Here is a 734-nt window from a genome sequence, read left to right as displayed (position 1 = left end):
CTTAATTGAGTATCAAGACGTAAACCTTGATTGCCAGCCTCTGTATTACCGCCAGCTTGAACCAAGATTTTGTTGGTTCGACTAACACCACCCCAAACGGAGTCGGCGTAGGTCAAAGCAATATCGAAAGAACCTAGTGACTTTAATTGAACAGGGTTACCCGCGACATATTGATCAATATTTGTTTTAGTTTCACCCAAAACAAAATCCTGAACATGCAGATCTATCGCTAACTGTTCAAAGGCTAAAGCCAAGCCCACACCATGATAAGCGTCACCTGAATCCTCATCATCCAAAATATCTAGCGTCATGTTGACCAAATCTGTTGACCCGGTAATACCCAAAGCACCTACCCAGTAACCTGTATCTGCCCAGTCAGTATCATCACCCCACGCTACATCCAAGCGATTAAACTGGTTCGATGAATTGATCGTCATTCCTGTAAGACCATCAGCGCCGCCCGCGGCAATTAACAAATCAGAATTAACATCCATATTAATCCACAAGCTACCGTAACTTGCTAAAGGCGCGCCCGACGTAACATCATTAGTTACCCCGTGATTTAACGCGTTATTACTATACCTAATGGCATCTACACTTAGCTCTGCCTTTAGGTTAGGCATTGATAAGTTAAGCTGTCCTGCCTCGGTCACCCCAAACACCGTACCCAAAGATTCGACATCCAAACTTAAACCATCCAAGAAAAACTCATTGCCATTAGTGCGATATCCTAA

General features: G+C 43.7%; 1 protein-coding gene. It reads right to left on the bottom strand.

The annotated features are described in order from the left end of the window. Positions 1–701 (bottom strand): hypothetical protein (locus tag A3766_RS00175; RefSeq protein ID WP_197479125.1); only part of this gene is annotated, 701 nt, incomplete at its 3' end. Between the last annotated feature and the right edge of the window lie 33 nt (positions 702–734).

It is taken from the genome of Oleiphilus sp. HI0132 (assembly GCF_001635845.1).
This window is presented reverse-complemented; position numbering and strand designations above follow the sequence as displayed.